Source organism: Claveliimonas sp. (assembly GCF_037273965.1).
Classification (GTDB): domain Bacteria; phylum Bacillota; class Clostridia; order Lachnospirales; family Lachnospiraceae; genus Claveliimonas; species Claveliimonas bilis.
In genome coordinates this window covers 37684-54566 of sequence record NZ_JAYAZJ010000038.1, presented here as the reverse complement: position 1 = coordinate 54566, position 16883 = coordinate 37684, and the positions used below count along the sequence as shown (strand labels likewise).

Annotated in this window: 18 protein-coding genes and 1 pseudogene; 18 read left to right on the top strand and 1 reads right to left on the bottom strand. The window is 44.8% G+C overall.

Annotated elements, in window-relative coordinates:
- The 10 genes and pseudogenes from WJ238_RS02185 to WJ238_RS02140 all read left to right on the top strand — a co-directional run.
- A pseudogene (locus WJ238_RS02185) lies at nt 1-140 on the top strand (4-hydroxy-3-methylbut-2-enyl diphosphate reductase); the annotation flags it as partial.
- Nucleotides 121-1200 carry a 30S ribosomal protein S1 gene (rpsA, locus tag WJ238_RS02180; protein ID WP_316268969.1) on the top strand — a complete coding sequence of 360 codons (1080 nt, stop codon included), beginning with the start codon at nt 121-123 and terminating at the stop codon, nt 1198-1200. The pseudogene WJ238_RS02185 and the gene rpsA, both read left to right, overlap by 20 nt.
- 205 nt (nt 1201-1405) lie before the next feature.
- Nucleotides 1406-2725: an electron transport complex subunit RsxC gene (rsxC, locus tag WJ238_RS02175; RefSeq protein ID WP_230106048.1), complete on the top strand. Its 1320-nt coding sequence runs from the start codon at nt 1406-1408 to the stop codon at nt 2723-2725.
- Nucleotides 2726-2750: 25 nt separating this feature from the next.
- A complete protein-coding gene (locus WJ238_RS02170) occupies nt 2751-3704 on the top strand; it encodes an RnfABCDGE type electron transport complex subunit D (protein WP_230106049.1) in 954 nt (317 codons plus the stop codon).
- The gene (locus tag WJ238_RS02165) at nt 3704-4288 is read left to right on the top strand and encodes an RnfABCDGE type electron transport complex subunit G (RefSeq protein WP_337606007.1); all 585 of its coding nucleotides are present in this window, start codon (nt 3704-3706) and stop codon (nt 4286-4288) included. Before WJ238_RS02170 ends, WJ238_RS02165 begins: the two co-directional genes overlap by 1 nt.
- Nucleotides 4289-4300: 12 nt before the next feature.
- On the top strand, nt 4301-5017 hold the full coding sequence (gene rsxE / locus WJ238_RS02160; RefSeq protein WP_337606006.1) for an electron transport complex subunit RsxE: 717 nt from the start codon (nt 4301-4303) through the stop codon (nt 5015-5017).
- Between the two features lie 12 nt (nt 5018-5029).
- Complete coding sequence (locus WJ238_RS02155; protein ID WP_337606005.1) at nt 5030-5605, top strand: electron transport complex protein RnfA; 576 nt, start codon at nt 5030-5032, stop codon at nt 5603-5605.
- Nucleotides 5606-5618: 13 nt separating this feature from the next.
- The gene (locus WJ238_RS02150; protein WP_337606003.1) at nt 5619-6410 is read left to right on the top strand and encodes an RnfABCDGE type electron transport complex subunit B; all 792 of its coding nucleotides are present in this window, start codon (nt 5619-5621) and stop codon (nt 6408-6410) included.
- A 19-nt stretch (nt 6411-6429) separates the two neighbouring features.
- A complete protein-coding gene (locus WJ238_RS02145; protein WP_337606002.1) occupies nt 6430-6885 on the top strand; it encodes a DUF2752 domain-containing protein in 456 nt (151 codons plus the stop codon).
- A gap of 62 nt (nt 6886-6947) precedes the next feature.
- Nucleotides 6948-7370, top strand: coding sequence for a hypothetical protein (locus WJ238_RS02140; RefSeq protein ID WP_316264664.1), 423 nt, complete (start codon nt 6948-6950; stop codon nt 7368-7370).
- 87 nt (nt 7371-7457) lie between these two features.
- Here the strand turns inward: WJ238_RS02140 and WJ238_RS02135 are convergent, their stop codons facing one another.
- Nucleotides 7458-8441, bottom strand: coding sequence for an FAD:protein FMN transferase (locus tag WJ238_RS02135; RefSeq protein ID WP_230106055.1), 984 nt, complete (start codon nt 8439-8441; stop codon nt 7458-7460).
- Nucleotides 8442-8677: 236 nt separating this feature from the next.
- Here WJ238_RS02135 and WJ238_RS02130 point away from each other — a divergent pair, with 236 nt between their 5' ends.
- From WJ238_RS02130 to WJ238_RS02095, 8 genes are all read left to right on the top strand, one after another.
- Nucleotides 8678-9049, top strand: a complete 372-nt coding sequence (locus WJ238_RS02130) for a NusG domain II-containing protein (RefSeq protein ID WP_230106056.1) — start codon at nt 8678-8680, stop codon at nt 9047-9049.
- Between the two features lie 12 nt (nt 9050-9061).
- Complete coding sequence (locus WJ238_RS02125) at nt 9062-9550, top strand: Gx transporter family protein (RefSeq protein WP_230106057.1); 489 nt, start codon at nt 9062-9064, stop codon at nt 9548-9550.
- Nucleotide 9551: 1 nt separating this feature from the next.
- Nucleotides 9552-10166: a Holliday junction branch migration protein RuvA gene (gene ruvA / locus WJ238_RS02120; protein WP_230106058.1), complete on the top strand. Its 615-nt coding sequence runs from the start codon at nt 9552-9554 to the stop codon at nt 10164-10166.
- 16 nt (nt 10167-10182) lie between these two features.
- Entirely contained in the window at nt 10183-11190 is a 1008-nt protein-coding gene (gene ruvB / locus WJ238_RS02115) for a Holliday junction branch migration DNA helicase RuvB (protein ID WP_230106059.1), read from the top strand.
- Nucleotides 11191-11255: 65 nt separating this feature from the next.
- Nucleotides 11256-11669 carry a cell division protein ZapA gene (locus WJ238_RS02110; RefSeq protein ID WP_230106060.1) on the top strand — a complete coding sequence of 138 codons (414 nt, stop codon included), beginning with the start codon at nt 11256-11258 and terminating at the stop codon, nt 11667-11669.
- A 57-nt stretch (nt 11670-11726) separates the two neighbouring features.
- Nucleotides 11727-14009, top strand: coding sequence for a U32 family peptidase (locus WJ238_RS02105; protein WP_337606000.1), 2283 nt, complete (start codon nt 11727-11729; stop codon nt 14007-14009).
- Nucleotides 14010-14017: 8 nt separating this feature from the next.
- Nucleotides 14018-15493: an FtsW/RodA/SpoVE family cell cycle protein gene (locus WJ238_RS02100; RefSeq protein WP_316268964.1), complete on the top strand. Its 1476-nt coding sequence runs from the start codon at nt 14018-14020 to the stop codon at nt 15491-15493.
- A complete protein-coding gene (locus tag WJ238_RS02095; RefSeq protein WP_507282841.1) occupies nt 15408-16871 on the top strand; it encodes a peptidoglycan D,D-transpeptidase FtsI family protein in 1464 nt (487 codons plus the stop codon). The genes WJ238_RS02100 and WJ238_RS02095 overlap by 86 nt, the downstream gene beginning before the upstream one ends.
- Nucleotides 16872-16883: the final 12 nt, after the last annotated feature.

Here is a 16883-nt window from a genome sequence, read left to right as displayed (position 1 = left end):
ATACGTACTACATACAGACACTTGACGATTTGGATATGAATCAATTAAGGTCCGTGGAAACAGTAGGTATTACAGCAGGGGCATCCACGCCCAACAAAATAATTGAGGAGGTTCAAAATAATGTCAGAATTAACATTTGAACAGATGTTAGACGAGTCATTCAAGACAATACGAAACGGAGAGGTGGTTGACGGTACAGTCATTGGTGTAAAGCCGGATGAGATCATTCTGAATATCGGTTACAAAGCAGACGGTATCATCACAAGAAGCGAATATACGAATGAGCCGGGTGTGGACCTTACTACTCTTGTTTCTGTTGGTGATACAATGACTGCAAAAGTATTAAAGGTTAATGACGGAGAAGGTCAGGTGCTGCTTACTTATAGAAGGCTTGCTGCTGAGAAAGGAAATGAGCGCCTCAAAGAAGCGTTTGAAAACAAAGAAGTACTGAAGGCACCTGTCGCACAGATTCTGGGCGGCGGACTCAGTGTGGTTGTTGATGAAGCCAGAGTATTCATCCCTGCAAGCCTGGTTTCTGACACATATGAAAAAGATCTGAGCAAGTATCAGGGACAGGAAATTGAATTTGTGATCAGTGAATTTAATCCTCGCCGCAACCGTATTATCGGTGACAGAAGACAGCTTCTTGTAGCAGAAAGGGCAGAAAAGCAAAAAGAGCTTTTTGAAAAATTGCAGATCGGTGACAGAATTGAAGGAACAGTAAAGAATGTGACAGATTTTGGAGCATTTATCGATCTTGGCGGTGTGGATGGACTCCTTCATATTTCTGAAATGTCATGGGGCAGAATTGAAAATCCGAAGAAGGTATTTCAGGTTGGCGAGAAAGTGACAGTTCTTGTAAAAGATATTCATGATACAAAGATTGCGCTCAGCCTGAAATTCCCGGAGACAAATCCTTGGGCAAATGCACAGGAAGATTATGCGGTTGGCAAGGAGATCACAGGAAAGGTTGCCAGAATGACAGATTTCGGAGCTTTTGTTGAACTTGCACCAGGAGTGGACGCACTTCTTCATGTATCCCAGATTTCCAGAGCGCATGTTGAAAAACCATCAGATGTTCTGACAGTAGGACAGGAGATTACTGCAAAGATCGTTGATCTCAATGTGGAAGAGAAGAAGATCAGTCTGAGTATGAAGGCTTTGGAGCCTGCTGAAGCAGAAGAAGGATCTGATGAATAAGTAACTGATAAACCGTATGGAATATCATAAAGTGTTTTCGGATAGAGACTAGAATATAGTCTCTATCTTTGTGTGTGAGACATTGTTAAACAAACATCAAGATGTACTTGGAAATGTACAATAAAATTGCCGAAAAAAGCTAGATAGAGTCGGCGTTTTCTTGTATAGTATATACAGATTAAAGTTAGGAAGGAAGGAAAACGAGATGGCATTATTAACATTTAAGGGTGGTATTCATCCCGATGATGGTAAGCGCCTGGCCAAGGACAAGGCGATTACTGAAGTTAAGCCAAAAGGGAACCTGGTTTATCCGCTCTCACAGCATATCGGTGCTCCGGCAGCTCCGGTTGTGTCTGTCGGTGATCATGTACTCAGGGGGCAGAAAATTGCGGAGGCCGGCGGATTTGTCTCAGCTCCGATCTATGCATCTGTTTCCGGAACAGTGAAAGCGATCGAGCCTCATTTTAATCCTACAGGAGCAAAAGTAAACTGTATTGTAGTTGAAAATGACGAACAGTACGAAGAAGTAGAATACGGCCCTGTAAAGCCTTTGGAAGAAATGACAAAGGAAGAGATCTTAAATGCGATCGGCGAAGCCGGTATTGTAGGTATGGGAGGTGCAGGATTCCCCACAAGAGTGAAACTGTCCCCGAAAGAGCCTGATAAAATTGACTACATTATAGCAAACTGTGCGGAATGTGAGCCGTACATCACTGCTGACTACAGAAGAATGATCGAGACGCCGGAGCTGCTTGTAGGCGGAATGAAGGTGATCTTATCTCTGTTTGACAATGCAAAAGGTATTTTTGCTGTAGAAGATAATAAACCAGACTGTATCGCAAAGCTTCAGGAACTTGTGAAAGATGAGAAACGCATGGAAGTTATGCCTCTGAAAACGAAGTATCCCCAGGGAGCAGAGCGTCAGCTCATTTATGCAACAACCGGACGGGCAATTAATTCCACTATGCTTCCGGCCGATGCAGGATGCGTGGTAGACAACGTTGAGACAATGATCAATGTATACCAGGCAGTTGTAAAAGGTATCCCGTCTATGGAGCGAGTTGTAACAGTCAGCGGCGATGGAGTGAATGAACCTGGCAATTTTAAGGCCTTATTTGGAACAAACCAGATGGAACTTGTGGAAGCTGCAGGCGGATTCAAGGGTGAACCGGAGAAGGTCATCTCCGGCGGTCCGATGATGGGATTTGCTATGTTTACTCTGGATACTCCTGTGACAAAGACATCTTCATCTATCCTTTGTCTTTCAAAAGACGAGGTGGCGAAATTTGAGCCGACAGCCTGCATTAACTGCGGAAGGTGTGTAGAGGTCTGTCCGAGCAGGCTGATCCCTTCCAGACTTGCGGATTATGCAGAGCATCATGATGAAGAGCTCTTTACAAAGCAGAATGGGCTGGAATGTGTGGAATGCGGCTGCTGCAGTTACGTATGTCCGGCAAAACGCCAGCTGAAACAGTCTATAGGATCTATGAGGAAAATTGCTCTTGCGAACCGTAAGAAAAAGTAATAAAGAGAGGAAGAGGTGAACAAAAGTGGAGAATCAGTTAAATATTTCGTCTTCACCACATATACGTTCCAAGGTTACTTCTGGCAATATCATGCTCATGGTAGTTATTGCACTGCTTCCGGCATCTGCTTTTGGAGTATATAACTTTGGCGTACCTGCTCTGCTTATGCTGATCAGCACAACGGCAGCGGCAGTATTAACAGAATTTATTTATGAGAAACTTATGCACAAAAAAGTAACGGTAGGAGATTTCAGTGCTGTTGTGACCGGTCTTCTGCTGGGGCTTAACATGCCTCCAACAGCGCCGCTTTGGATGGGCGCGCTGGGAAGCGTATTCGGTATTCTTATTGTAAAACAGCTTTTCGGAGGACTTGGACAGAACTTTATGAACCCGGCTCTGGGAGCAAGATGTTTCCTTTTGCTTTCCTTTACCGGACCAATGACAAGCTTTGTCTATGACGGCATTACCGGACCGACCCCACTTGCCTATGTAAAAGAGGGCGCTTTGGATCAGGTCAACACAATGGATATGCTGATCGGAAATATTCCGGGAACCATTGGTGAGACTTCTGTGATTGCCATTGTGATCGGAGCTATTTTCCTGATCTTAATGGGAGTCATTGATCTTAGGATCCCAGGTACATATATTGTGACATTCGTGATTTTTGTAGGAATTTTCGGACATGTAGCGCATCCGGAGATTGGATTTTTTGATCCGCAGTATATCACAGCTCATCTGTGCGGCGGTGGTCTGATGCTTGGTGCATGGTTCATGGCAACAGACTATGTAACATCACCGATCACGAAGAAAGGACAGTATGTCTATGGTATTGTGCTTGGTCTTTTGACAGGTCTGTTCCGTATTTTCGGCGGATCGGCAGAAGGTGTGTCCTATGCAATCATCATCAGTAACCTTCTGGTTCCGTTGATTGAGAAGGTTACTCTTCCAAAACCATTTGGTAAAGGAGGAGAAAAATAATGAACAAGATTATCAGAAATACGATTATTCTTACAGTTATTACTTTGATTTCCGGACTTTTGCTGGGATTGGTTTATGAGGTTACAAAGGGACCGATCGCACAGACCCAGGAAGCAGCAAAGAAAGAAGCATGGCAGGCAGTATTCCCGGAGGCATCAGAAGATGCATTTGTTTCCGTTGATGTGGATACAGATATTGCAAGCCAGGTAGTAAAAGATCTGGGCGTTGCGGCAACCATCGACGAAGTGTGTGAAGTTGACGGAGGCGAGACAGGCTACGTGATCACAGCAACTGACAGCGAAGGCTACGGCGGGGATATCCAGATTACAGTCGGCATCACAGCAGACGGCACAGTGAGCGGAATTTCCTTCCTTTCCATCAGTGAGACGGCTGGTCTTGGTATGAAAGCAACGGAGCCTTCCTTCTATGAGCAGTATGTAGGTGTGCAGACAGAAAAATTTGCTGTATCAAAAGATGGAGGCGAGGGAGAGCCGATCGATGCGATCAGCGGTGCCACCATTACATCACGGGCAGTGACAGGTGCGGTAAACGCAGCACTTGCTTACTTCCAGAACGCGTTTTAGGAGGTAGTTAATATGAGTAGTTGTGTCGAAAGACTGAAAAATGGTATTATAGATGAAAATCCGATTTTCGTTCTGATGCTGGGTATGTGTCCGACACTGGCGGTAACGACCTCGGCTATGAATGGTATCGGTATGGGACTTTCAACCACGGCAGTGCTTGTTATGTCCAACTTATTGATTTCCATGCTGCGTAAGATTATACCGGATTCTGTCAGAATGCCGGCGTTTATCGTAGTTGTGGCATCCTTTGTAACGATCGTTGATTTCCTGATGGAAGGCTTTACACCTGCCCTCTATGATTCCCTCGGAATTTATATTCCTCTGATCGTTGTAAACTGTATTATCCTCGGACGTGCCGAGAGCTATGCTTCTAAAAATCCGGTTCTTCCGTCCATTTTTGATGGACTTGGAATGGGGCTTGGATTTACGATTGCTCTTGTGGCAATTGGTGTTGTCCGTGAAATTTTAGGCGCTGGTCAGGCATTTGGCTACCAAATCCTTCCTTTGGCGGATGAAGCTGCCGGAAAAGCAGGCTATACACCTATTTCCATCTTCATTCTTGCACCGGGAGCATTCCTTGTTCTTGCTGGTCTTGCTGCACTTCAGAATAAAGTAAAGATCAACATGGAGAAGAAGGGAAAAGATGCGTCCAAGATTCAGTCAGGATGTGGCTCAGACTGTGCAACATGCGGCGGATGTCCGTCAGCTGCCGGAAAAGATAAGGAATAGGAGGGGGAAAAGATGGGAGATTTGATTTTAATTGCAGTCGGTTCTGCGCTTGTAAGTAACGTCGTACTCAGCCAGTTCCTTGGAATTTGTTCCTTCCTTGGCGTTTCCAAAAAGACGGAGACAGCAGTCGGTATGGGAGGCGCGGTTATTTTCGTTATTACGCTGGCGTCACTTGTTGCCGGACTTTTGTATCAGTTTATTTTACAGCCGTTAGGCTTTGATTATCTGAATACGATCGTATTTATTCTTGTTATTGCTGCTCTTGTGCAGATTGTGGAGATGTTCCTGAAAAAGTTTGTTCCATCTCTTTACAATGCGTTGGGTGTATATCTGCCGCTGATCACAACAAACTGTGCAGTGCTTGGTGTAGCTCTTAACAACGTGCAGGGCGGATATAATATCCTGGAAAGTGTAGTAAACGGATTTGCAACAGGTGTCGGATACCTGATTGCTATCGTGCTTCTTGCAGGAATCAGAGAGAAAATGGAATACAACGATATTCCGGAGTCCTTTAAAGGAATGCCGATCGTGCTTTTGACTTCTACATTGATGGCGATTGCATTCTTCGGATTCTCAGGATTGATATAGGAGGAAGAGTAACATGAGTATGACAGGAATTATTTTGGCTGCAGTCATTGTAGGCGGTACTGGTTTATTCATTGGTATCTTTCTCGGACTTGCAGACAAAAAGTTTGCAGTAGAAGTTGATGAAAAAGAAGAAGCGGTTCTTGGCGTGCTGCCAGGAAACAACTGTGGCGGATGCGGTTATCCGGGATGTTCCGGACTTGCAGCAGCGATCGCAGCAGGAGAAGCACCGGTAAATGCCTGTCCGGTAGGCGGTGCTCCGGTAGCTGCCAAAATTGCGGATATTATGGGCGTAGAAGCAGGAGAGCAGGTACATGAGGTTGCATTTGTAAAATGCGGCGGAACATGTGAAAAAGCAAAACAGAGCTATGAGTATTACGGACTCCACGACTGTGTCATGATCAACATGATGCAGAACGGCGGACCGAAATCCTGTGCTTATGGATGTCTGGGTGAAGGTTCCTGTGTAAAGGCCTGTCCGTTTGATGCGATCCATGTTGTTGATGGTGTGGCAGTGGTAGATAAAGATGCATGTAAGGCATGCGGAAAATGTATTGAGGTATGTCCGAGACATCTGATCGAACTTGTTCCGTATGAGCAGAAACATCTCGTAAACTGCAGTTCCAAAGATAAAGGAAAAGATGTTATGAGCGTATGTTCTGTAGGATGTATCGGATGTAAGATGTGTGAAAAAGTCTGCGAATTCGACGCTGTTAAAGTGGTTGATAATATTGCACACATTGATCCGGCTAAATGTACAAACTGCGGAAAATGTGCAGAGAAGTGTCCGAAAAAGATTATCTTATAGAGTTTTCAGACAGAGGCTTATGAAAAAAGAAAAGTGGAAGCTGATACTGTACAGAGTAAAAAAAGATATTGTGGAATTAAAATGGGCGATTATTGCAGTAATCGCCTATTTTGCATTGTCCGGAAATTTTTTGGGAACCGTATGTCCGCTGGTATATATGACAGGATTTCCCTGCCCATCCTGTGGACTGACAAGGGCAGGACTTGCTGTTCTGCATCTGGATTTTGGCAGAGCGTGGGAAATGCATCCTTTTATATTTCTGATCGGCCTTTGGGTGCTTGCCGCCGCTTATGAAAGATATGGAAAGGGGAGAGACGGGCTTTCCTTTCATCTGAAATTGGCGGGAGGAGCGCTGATTGCAGGTATGGTCCTGTTTTATATTTATCGTATGTATGTTTATTTTCCAAACTGCCCGCCTATGACTTATTATTATGACAATCTGCTGTATCATATTTGGGAGCTGGTGAAACAATAATTGTATTTGTACCATACCTGTGATACAATAGGCGTGATAAAAGAAAACAGGAGGAGCTGCAAATGGATAATAATTTTGAAAATACACCGGATATTTTAGAAAAGACAGACTCAGATAATCAGAATAAGCAAAGCAGCCAGAACCAGACTTATACGGATCCAAATGCAGGTTATCAGTATAACAGCGGTTATCACTATTATCAGGGAGATAATGGAAACTATCATGTAGATAATCAGTTTAACATGGATCAAAGTCCGATGACTTTGGGAGACTGGGTGCTGACAATTCTTGCGTGGATGATTCCATGTGTCGGTCTGGTGCTGTATCTTGTGTGGGCATTTGGAAAGAATGGAAATGTAAACAGAAGAAATTTCTGCCGGGCGTGGCTGATCATTTATGCAGTCGTATTTGTGCTGAGTATTATACTCTTTGTTATTCTCGGAGTTTCCGTGGCAACTATGATCCCGGAATATGGAGTTTATTAGACAACGGTGAACAAAGAAAATTTCTAAAGAGAAGCTCTGCTTCAGAGGGAAAATCCCTAACTGAAGCAGAGCTTTTACTGTGTTCTCCTATTTCATAAAATTGGTAGAATAAGTGATCTCGTTTTCACTGTCTATAAAGACGGCGTCTACATTATCCAGCTGATTGACAAGTTTCAGTCCGTCTTCAGGCCCCAGTACAAAGCAGGTGGTACTGAGGGCGTCGGCGGTCAGAGAGGAGTCTGTGATGATCGTAACGCTGGAAAGACCATTTTGGCAGGGATAACCGGTCTTTGGATCAAGGATATGATGATAGATGGTTCCATCCTTTTCAAAATATCGCTGATAAGTCCCGGAAGTGACAATGGACTGGTCTTTGATCTTAACGGAAGTAAGAGGGATCCCGCTTTCGGAAAAGGGTTCCTGGATACCGATGTTGAAAGCGGAGCCATCAGGCTTTCCGCCGATTGTCTGAACATTTCCGCCGAGATTAATGTTGGCATGCCGTATTCCTTCTTCCTCCAAATAGTCCTTAAGACGGTCTGCAATATAGCCTTTGGCTATTGCACCCAGATCAATGGCAGCCTGCGAATCCTGCATGGTGACAGTGTTTCCGCTGACCAGTACTTTTTGATAGTCTACATGCTCAAGAGCGGAAGCAATAGCAGCGGAATCGGGGACTGACGGATTTTCTGCCTTGAAGTCCCACAGGCTGGAAACTTTACCGATGGTAATGTCAAAGGCGCCGTTAGAAAGCTTACCATAGTACAATCCTTTTTTGATCAGGGTTGCCGTCTCGGAAGACACCTCCACCGGATTGCCGCCTGCCTGGTTAATTCTGGATATCTCGCTGTCAGGATTTGTGGCAGAAAACATAGCGTCATATTTCTGGCACATCGATTTGCATTCATCCAGGATTTCCTGATCCGTGGAGTCATAGACAGTAATTGAAACTACGGTGTCAAATACGGTATCCGTATAGGTCATGGGCTCTTTTGAAGCAGCCGCACATCCGGACAGAGATATGCAGATGAAAGCTGCCGCGGTAAGAGCAGCAATTATTCTGTTTTTCATAAAGTTCTCCTTATAAATATCTTTGATAAAAACCAATTTATTCCCATAATTACGTATCCGGCAGGACACCATGCTATTATAGCATATTATTGCATTCTCCTGCAATATGGAGGGAATCGAACATGTGATTGCACAAAAAAGCCGGTTATGCTAAAATAGGATAGAATATCGATATTCTGCTTTTGAAAACGTATTCTGACAGAGAAAAAGCGGGGTAGGAAAGTGGTAGCAAAAACATGAAAAAAGCATTAAGCAAAAAAGATATTGTATTGATCATTATTATCCTTGTAGTTGCGGCTGGTGCATTTTTACTGCATCAGGTACTGAAAGATTCCGGTTCGGGAAGCGCTGTGGTCAAGGTGGATGGAAAAATAGAAGGGACCTATCCTTTGAATGAGGATCGGGAGATAACCATAAATAATGGAAGTAATATTCTACAGATCAGAAACGGAAAGGCCAAGATGACGGAGGCGGATTGTCCGGATCAGCTCTGTGTACATCAGAAGGCAGTGTCCGCCAGCGGAGAGAATATTATCTGCCTGCCTAATCGGGTTATTGTGGAAGTGGAATCAAATATCAACAGTGAGTTGGACGGCATGACGAATTAAGGAGGGATATGTGTGAAAAGCCGGGTTGCATATTTCGGTGTTTTTACAGCACTGGCCCTGATATTCAGCTATGTTGAATCACTGATCCCTATCCAGATCGGGATCCCTGGTGTGAAACTGGGACTTGCCAATCTGATGATCGTCATTGCGCTTTATAAGATGAGCCTGAAAGAGACCTATCTTTTGTCCATAACAAGAGTTGTGTTGTCCGGCTTCCTGTTCGGAAATATGTTTGCTATCCTCTACAGCCTTGCAGGGGGACTTTTAAGTCTTACTGTAATGGCAGTCCTGAAGAAGGCAGGAGGATTCAGTGTAATGGGAGTCAGTATAGCCGGAGGAGTATTTCACAATATCGGACAGCTGATCATCGCGATGATCGTTGTAGAAACATTCAGTGTGGCGTACTATATTCCAGTCCTTTTAATTGCAGGGGTGATCACAGGGCTGCTGATAGGAATTGCCGCCAATGAAACGCTGAAAAGAATTAAGGAGCTGATATAAAATGATTGCATATATACGGGGAGAACTGGCTTCTGTGGAAGAAGACAGGGTGATTGTTGATGTGGCGGGGGTGGGATATGGCATTTTTATGCCGGGAGCATCCATTGGACTGCTGCCCCCTGTAGGAACAGAGGTAAAGATCCATACTTATCTGAATGTGAAAGAAGACTGCATGCAGCTGTTTGGCTTTCTCACCAGAGACGATCTGGAAGTATTCCGGCTTGTGATCGGTGTGAACGGGATCGGACCTAAAGGCGGACTGAACATCCTGTCCCAGCTTACGCCCGATGACCTGCGTTTTGCCGTGCTGTCGGGGGATGTAAAAGCGATATCGGCAGCTCCGGGAATCGGGAAAAAAACGGCGGAAAAATTGATTTTAGAATTAAAAGACAAGTTGAAGCTGGAAGATACGCTGAACCATAATGACGGGAAAGAGGGAGCGGATCCGGTTTACGGGAATGTACAGGGAAATATCCAAAGCGAGGCTGTGCAGGCTCTGGTTGCCCTTGGATATGGAAATACAGAGGCTCTTCGTGCTGTCAAGCAGATTGAGATCACAGAGGACACACAGGTGGAAGAGGTTCTGAAGCAGGCGCTGAAACTGATGGTGTTCTAAAGAGCAGGGGAGAAATATGAGCAGAAGAATCATTACAACAGAGAATCTGGAAGAAGATATCAAAATAGAAAACAGTCTGCGGCCGCAGTATTTAAAGGATTACATTGGCCAGGAAAAGGCAAAAGAAACTTTGAAAATCTATATAGAAGCAGCAAAAGGACGGAGGGAAGCGCTGGATCATGTTCTGTTTTACGGGCCTCCGGGTCTTGGAAAGACAACACTGGCCGGAATTATCGCCAATGAAATGCAGGTGAACTTGAAAGTGACATCCGGACCGGCGATTGAAAAACCGGGGGAGATGGCAGCGATCCTCAACAATCTGAAAGAAGGGGACGTTCTTTTTGTAGACGAGATCCATCGACTGAACCGCCAGGTAGAGGAAGTGCTCTATCCGGCAATGGAAGACTACGCCATTGATATTGTGATCGGAAAAGGAGCCGGGGCGCGGTCGATCCGTCTGGATCTTCCTCACTTTACGCTGGTGGGGGCAACTACCCGTGCGGGTATGCTGACAGCTCCTTTGAGAGACAGATTTGGCGTCGTAAATCATCTGGAATTTTATACGGTTTCGGAACTGCAGACCATTATCCTGCATTCGGCAAAGATTTTGGGTGTAGAAATCGAAGAAAAGGGGGCAACGGAGCTGGCCAGGCGTTCCAGAGGAACTCCGCGTCTGGCGAACCGTCTTTTAAAGCGTGTCCGGGATTTTGCACAGGTGAAATATGATGGAGTTATTACAAAAGAGGTGGCGGACTATGCGCTGGATCTTTTGGATGTAGATAAATACGGGCTGGATCATATTGACAGAAACCTTCTTCTGACAATGATCGAGAAGTTTCAGGGAGGACCTGTGGGGCTGGATACGCTGGCGGCATCTGTAGGGGAAGATGCAGGTACGATAGAGGATGTATATGAACCGTATCTTCTGAAAAACGGATTTATACAGCGTACGCCCAGAGGCCGCGTGGTGACAGACCTGGCCTACAGTCATTTGGGAATTTCATATCAAAATCATGAAAAATAGTTGGTTTTTATTGGCGAATAGTTTATAATAAATCTCATATAAGAGGAAAGAGCGGGAGGTCTTTTATGGCATCATCAAAAAATTTTACAGAAGTTCTCATAGGGGGAAAGGTTTTTACCCTGAGCGGATTTGAGAGCGAGGAATATCTGCAGAGGGTTTCCACCTATCTGAATCATAAACTGGAAGAATGTACGAACAGCGAAGGATACCGTAAACAGAGCGCGGAAACAAGAAGCATACTGCTGGCGCTGAATATTGCGGATGACTATTTTAAAGCAAAGAAGCAGGGAGGCACCCTGGAAAGTGATATTGAAGCAAAAGATAAAGAGATGTATGATCTGAAGCACGAACTGATTTCTGTTCAGATCAAACTGGAAAATGCAGAGAAGGCTCTCGATAAAATGAAAGAAGAGAACAGAGAACTGCAGATGAAAATTGTAAAACTGGAAACAGAAATGAAAAATAATCAGAAAAAATAGGCTGTCCAAGGACAGCTTATTTTATGATATGATTCGGATAGATATCGGAGGGAAAACATGGCGGGAACAACTGCAAAAACAGGAAACGGCGGAATAGAAATCTTATCTCCGGCAGGGTCCTATGATATTTTGAAAACAGCCATCAATGCCGGAGCAGATGCAGTGTATGCGGGAGGCAGCTGTTTCGGGGCCAGGGCATTTGCGCAGAATTTTACGGAAAAAGAATTGCTTGAGGCTATCGATTATGTGCATCTCCATGGAAAGAAACTGTATTTAACAGTCAATACTCTGGTAAAAGAACGGGAGATGGAAAATGTGTTCCGTTATCTTCTCCCTTTTTATAAGCAGGGATTGGATGCAGTTATCGTGCAGGATCTTGGAGTTATGGATATGATCCGTCAGCGTTTCCCGGATCTTCCCATTCATGCAAGTACCCAGATGACGGTCACCCATTCTCTTATGGCCGGGTATTTAGAAGAACTGGGCGTGGTCCGTATCGTGCCGGCCAGGGAGCTTTCTTTGACGGAGATCCGAAAAATCGCAGACCGTACGAATTTGGAGATCGAGTGTTTTGTGCATGGAGCTCTCTGCTATTGTTATTCCGGTCAATGTTTGTTAAGCAGCATGATCGGAGGGCGAAGCGGAAACCGCGGGCAGTGTGCTCAGCCCTGCAGACTTCCCTGGGCGATAAAAGGGAGCAGCGACAATAGTCAAAAAGAAGGCAGAAAAACAAATGAGAAATCAGGAGATTATTTAAGCCTTAAAGATCTGTGCACCATTGATCTGATACCGGAACTTATAGAGGCGGGCATCACTTCCTTCAAGATCGAAGGGAGAATGAAACAGGCTTCTTACGTGAAAACAGTGGTGGAAATGTATCGAAAATATGTGGATCTGTATCTGGAACAGAAGGCTTCCGGAACTGAAAAGCAGTTTTTGGTGAGCAAGAATGACCTGGATATTTTACAGAGTGCTTACCAGAGAAGAGGCTATACGGATGGGTACTACCGCCGTCACAATGGAAAAGAGATGCTCTCTCTTGCCAGACCGGATGCCAGGGAGACCTTAAAGAAAGCAGATACCTGTAACGAAAGAGAATTACAGGAAAAAATTAATGGGAAATTAATACTTTCCGAAGGGAAAAGTGCTAAACTATATTTGTCTGTCGAGGGAGAATACGGACGGATCGAGACAGTGAGCGAGGGTGCATTGGTGCAAAAAGCTTTGAAACAGCCGATATCGGAAGAAAGACTGGAGCACCAGCTTAGAAAAACCGGGGGGACTCCCTTTGTATTCGATAAACTTTCCATTGAGATGGATGGAGATGTATTTCTGCCAATACAGGGTGTTAATGAGCTGAGAAGAGCGGCGCTTGAAAGGCTTGAAAATGAGATTGTCGGAACATACCGCCGTGATCAGAAGATTACAGAGCGGGAGGAAAGAGAGGGTGCTTCGGCAGCATCCGGCGAAGAAGAGTCCTCTTCAAAGCAGTCAGATGACAATTCCAAAGAACGGGTGCCAATCTATGTATCTGTGGAGACAGAAGAGCAATTAAAATGTGCGGCCCGAATATCCTTCGTGGAAAGGATCTATGTGGAAGACACGCTCTATCTGGGAGCCTCAAATGAGAAAAAAGAAGAGTTAAAGACAGAGATCTGCCAGGCGCAAACAGCAGGAAAAGAAGTCTTTTTTGCTATGGCAAGAATCTTCCGGAGCGAGGCAGAACATATCTACAGGCAAAGTTTGAAAATGTTATGTTCCATTGCAGATGGTATGCTGATACGCAATATGGAAAGCCTGCGCATTCTGCGAGGAGAGGGGTATGAAGGGATCATTATTGCAGATTCTTCGGCCTATCAGTGGAACCGGAGGTCACAGTATTTCTGGAAAACATCCGGGGCGGATGGATTTGTGGCCCCGCTGGAACTGAATGTGTCTGAACTTGAGGAATTGGATCGAAGCAGGATGGAACTGCCTGTATATGGGTATGCACCTGTTATGGTAAGTGCCGGCTGTGTCCGCCGTCATACGTCCAAGTGTACGAAGAAAAGCGGCTGGCTTTCGATGTCAGATCGTTATCAAAAAGAATTTGCCGTAAAAAACGAATGTCTTTATTGTTATAATGTCATATATAATACAGCGCCCACACTGCTGGCAGATCAAGGAGAAGAGATTAAAAAGCTTCGTCCGTCAGCTCTCATTTTTGCCTTTTCCAGAGAAAGCAGCCGCCAGATGAGCCGTATTCTGGAATGGTTCAGTGAAGTGACAGAGGGGCAGAAAGATCCCGGCACATGGGAAGGCGACTTTACAAGAGGACATTTTAAGCGGGGAGTGAAGTAGGTGAAAGTTTGGTAAATATTATTGTAGAAATTTCAAAATATTTGATTATCCTTCTGATCATCATGTACACGTATCTTTGCTTTGCGATATTCGGGTATCATGATATGGAAAAAAAGCAGGGAATGCTGCGGAGACAGAATGTGCTTATGTTTCTGTTCCAGCTGATCGCGTTTATCATCCTCTATCTGGAGACAGAAGATATCAAAATAGCAGCATTCTATCTTGCACAGGTTGTCCTTCTTGGAGCTGCGATCCTTCTGTATACTCATATTTATCCGAAGGTATCCAGACTGGTAGTCAATAATATGTGCATGCTTCTTTGCATCGGACTTGTTATGCTGACGCGGCTGGATTATGAGACGGCAATGAAACAGTTTGTTTTTGCAACAGCAGGTATTGTGTTAAGTCTGATTGTTCCTGTCATTATCCGAAAAGTAAAAAGCCTGGCGAAGCTAAGGAGAATTTATGCCATTGCAGGAATGGTATCACTTGCAGTTGTAGCAGTTCTGGGACAGGTATCTTACGGAGCGAAGCTTGGATTTTCTATAGGCGGTATCAGCATCCAGCCTTCCGAGCTTGTGAAGATCATTTTTGTCTTTTATGTTGCGGCAAGTCTGAAGGAATCTATTGCTTTTAAAAACGTGGTGATCACAACGATGATCGCCGCCCTGCATGTGCTGATCCTTGTGGTTTCCACAGACCTTGGAGCTGCCTTGATCATTTTTGTTGTGTACCTTGTAATGCTCTATGTTGCCACCCGCCAGCCTCTTTATATGCTGGCCGGACTGGGAGCAGGGGCAGGAGCGTCTGTGATCGGATATTATTTGTTTGGTCATGTCCGGACGAGAGTAAATGTCTGGCGGGATCCATTTGCAACTTACGACAACGGGGGCTATCAGGTGGCGCAGTCGCTGTTTGCCATAGGGACAGGAAGCTGGTTTGGAATGGGCCTTTGCCAGGGATCGCCGGAAAGTATCCCTGTCAGAGATTCAGATTTTATTTTTTCGGCGATTGCCGAAGAGCTGGGACTTATATTTGCCCTGTGTCTGATCCTTATATTTGTCAGCTGCTATATAATGTTTCTTAACATTGCCATGCAGCTCCACAATCAATTTTATAAACTGGTGGCGCTGGGGCTTGGAACCTGTTATATTTTCCAGGTGTTTCTGAATATAGGCGGTGTTATAAAATTTATTCCGTCTACAGGAGTAACCCTTCCTTTGGTGAGCTATGGAGGAAGCTCTTTGCTCAGCACATTGATTATGTTTGCAATCATCCAGGGACTTTATATTGTAAGAGAGGACGAGGAAGAAAGCATTGAAAGAAAGAAAAAAGAACAACAGTTACGAGCTAAGAAAAGAAGAATTGCGACAGCAAAAGAAGCAGGAAAGATCGCAGATGAGCCGCAAAGAAAGAAAAGAACAGTCAAAACTGGAAAAGAAAGAGAAAAAGAAAAAGCGAGAAGTAAACAAAGAATTCGCTAGGGTAACCTACGTATTCGTTGCATTGTTCCTTGTGCTGATGGGGTATATTGGCTATTTCAATGTTGTGGAGAGCGAGGATATTATCAACAGTCCCTATAATCCCCGTCTGGATTCTATGGCTGACCGGGTTGTGCGGGGAAAAATACTGGATAAAGACGGAAATGTTCTTGCCCAGACAGAAACAGCGGAAGACGGCAGCGAATACCGCTCTTATCCTTACGGAAATCTGTATGCACATGTAGTAGGATATTCCTCCCAGGGAAAGTCCGGATTGGAATCTACAAGAAATTTTGAACTTCTTACTTCCAATGCTTTTTTCCTGGAAAAATTAAGCAATGAGTTTCAGGATCAGAAAAATACAGGAGACAACATAGTGACAACATTGGATACCTCGCTTCAGCAGGCGGCATCCGACGTCATGGGGGACAGCAGGGGGGCAGTTGTGATTATGGAGCCTTCCACAGGGAAGATCCGTACGATGCTGTCTAAACCGGATTTCGACCCCAACACTGTAAGCGAAAACTGGGAATGGCTGAACACAGATGAGAGCAGCAGTCTTTTGAACCGTGCAACTCAGGGACAGTATGCACCGGGATCCTCTTTTAAGATTGTTACTGCCTTGGAATATATGCGGGAACACAGCGATTATTCCTCTTATACTTACAATTGCAGCGGCTCTATCACTTATGACGGTGTGACGATCCCCTGTGCCGGAGGGCAGGTCCACGGGCAGGAAGATCTGGCAAGCTCCTTTGCCTATTCCTGTAACGCGTCTTTCTGCAATATCGGACTTCAGCTTGATCTGTCAAAATACAGTGATACCGCTAAAGAGCTACTCTTCAATAGCGCTCTTCCCGGAAAAGATATCAGTTATAACAAAAGCAGTTTTGCACTGGATAATAATGCTACTTCCTCTGACCGGATGATGACGGCTATGGGACAGGGAGAAACCCTTGTAAGTCCTTATCATATGGCGCTTATCACTTCAGCGGTCGCAAATGGAGGCAGGCTGATGGAACCCTATCTTGTAGAAGAAGTGACAAACTATTCCGGCACAATTGTAGAAGAGACTGATCCGGAAAGCTATGGGCAACTGATGACCTCAGAGGAAGCGGCACAGCTTAAGGCTTATATGCAGAATGTAACAGACTATGGAACAGGCTCTGTTTTTGCTGGATCGGGATACAGTGTCGCTGGAAAAACGGGAACAGCTGAGTACAGCGACGGCGATTCATCCAAAAACCATTCCTGGTTTGTGGGATTTACTAATGTTGATAACCCGGAACTTGTGATCAGTGTGATCATTGAAGAAGCCGACGGAAATGTAAGAGCGGTTGATGTTGCAAAACAGATACTGGACAGTTATTATTATAACTAGAAAGGGTAAAAA

Excerpts from the sequence above, each read along its gene's own strand:
- rpsA (WP_316268969.1), top strand. The coding sequence starts at position 121 with ATGTCAGAATTAACATTTGAACAGATGTTAGACGAGTCATTCAAGACA.
- rsxC (WP_230106048.1), top strand. The coding sequence starts at position 1,406 with ATGGCATTATTAACATTTAAGGGTGGTATTCATCCCGATGATGGTAAG.
- WJ238_RS02165 (WP_337606007.1), top strand. The coding sequence starts at position 3,704 with ATGAACAAGATTATCAGAAATACGATTATTCTTACAGTTATTACTTTG.
- rsxE (WP_337606006.1), top strand. The coding sequence starts at position 4,301 with ATGAGTAGTTGTGTCGAAAGACTGAAAAATGGTATTATAGATGAAAAT.
- WJ238_RS02155 (WP_337606005.1), top strand. The coding sequence starts at position 5,030 with ATGGGAGATTTGATTTTAATTGCAGTCGGTTCTGCGCTTGTAAGTAAC.
- WJ238_RS02150 (WP_337606003.1), top strand. The coding sequence starts at position 5,619 with ATGAGTATGACAGGAATTATTTTGGCTGCAGTCATTGTAGGCGGTACT.
- WJ238_RS02145 (WP_337606002.1), top strand. The coding sequence starts at position 6,430 with ATGAAAAAAGAAAAGTGGAAGCTGATACTGTACAGAGTAAAAAAAGAT.
- WJ238_RS02140 (WP_316264664.1), top strand. The coding sequence starts at position 6,948 with ATGGATAATAATTTTGAAAATACACCGGATATTTTAGAAAAGACAGAC.
- WJ238_RS02135 (WP_230106055.1), bottom strand. The coding sequence starts at position 8,441 with ATGAAAAACAGAATAATTGCTGCTCTTACCGCGGCAGCTTTCATCTGC.
- WJ238_RS02130 (WP_230106056.1), top strand. The coding sequence starts at position 8,678 with ATGAAAAAAGCATTAAGCAAAAAAGATATTGTATTGATCATTATTATC.
- ruvA (WP_230106058.1), top strand. The coding sequence starts at position 9,552 with ATGATTGCATATATACGGGGAGAACTGGCTTCTGTGGAAGAAGACAGG.
- ruvB (WP_230106059.1), top strand. The coding sequence starts at position 10,183 with ATGAGCAGAAGAATCATTACAACAGAGAATCTGGAAGAAGATATCAAA.
- WJ238_RS02110 (WP_230106060.1), top strand. The coding sequence starts at position 11,256 with ATGGCATCATCAAAAAATTTTACAGAAGTTCTCATAGGGGGAAAGGTT.
- WJ238_RS02105 (WP_337606000.1), top strand. The coding sequence starts at position 11,727 with ATGGCGGGAACAACTGCAAAAACAGGAAACGGCGGAATAGAAATCTTA.
- WJ238_RS02095 (WP_507282841.1), top strand. The coding sequence starts at position 15,408 with ATGAGCCGCAAAGAAAGAAAAGAACAGTCAAAACTGGAAAAGAAAGAG.